The sequence below is a fragment of the Edwardsiella ictaluri ATCC 33202 genome (genome assembly GCF_000264785.1).
GTDB lineage: Bacteria > Pseudomonadota > Gammaproteobacteria > Enterobacterales > Enterobacteriaceae > Edwardsiella > Edwardsiella ictaluri.
Map to the genome: position 1 here is coordinate 1 of NZ_AFJI01000109.1, position 871 is coordinate 871.

Sequence of the window (871 nt, forward strand, 5' to 3'; positions counted from 1 at the left end):
CAACTGGTGAAGAAAAACCAGACCCGGATCACCGGTATGGATAACCAGATTTTATCGTTGTACGCCAAAGGGATGACCACCCGCGAGATAGCGGCCGCGTTCAAAGAGCTGTATGACGCTGATGTCTCACCGGCGCTGGTCTCGAAGGTCACCGACGCCGTAATGGAGCAGGTTACCGAATGGCAGAATCGTCCACTGGATGCAGTCTATCCCATTGTTTACCTTGACTGTATCGTCCTGAAGGTCCGGCAGGACAGTCGCGTCATTAATAAATCCGTGTTCCTTGCCCTGGGTATCAACCTCGAAGGCCAGAAAGAACTGCTGGGTATGTGGCTGGCCGAAAACGAAGGCGCGAAGTTCTGGCTCAATGTGCTGACAGAGCTGAAGAATCGCGGCCTGAACGATATCCTCATCGCCTGTGTCGATGGTCTGAAAGGCTTCCCGGACGCGATCAATACGGTGTATCCGGAAGCCCGCATCCAGCTGTGCATCGTGCATATGGTGCGTAACAGCCTGCGGTTCGTCTCCTGGAAGGACTACAAAGCCGTCACCCGCGACCTGAAAGCCATTTATCAGGCCCCCACGGAAGACGCAGGGCAGCAGGCGCTGGAAGCGTTCGCCAGCGCATGGGACAACCGCTACCCGCAGATAAGCCGTAGCTGGCAGACAAACTGGGCTAACCTGGCGACGTTCTTCGCTTACCCGGCAGACATCCGCAAGGTGATCTACACAACGAATGCTATCGAGTCGCTGAACAGCGTGATCCGGCATGCCATCAAAAAGCGTAAGGTGTTCCCGACGGACGAAGCAGTGAAAAAGGTGGTGTGGTTAGCGATCCAGGCGGCATCACAGAAATGGACCATGCCGCTGA

The 871-nt window shown here is 55.6% G+C and carries 1 protein-coding gene; it reads left to right on the forward strand.

Annotated features, from left to right (window positions below):
* Positions 1-871, forward strand: an 871-nt coding sequence (locus tag EIEH_RS16020) for an IS256-like element ISEic2 family transposase (protein ID WP_035610298.1), incomplete at both ends; no start/stop codon positions are given.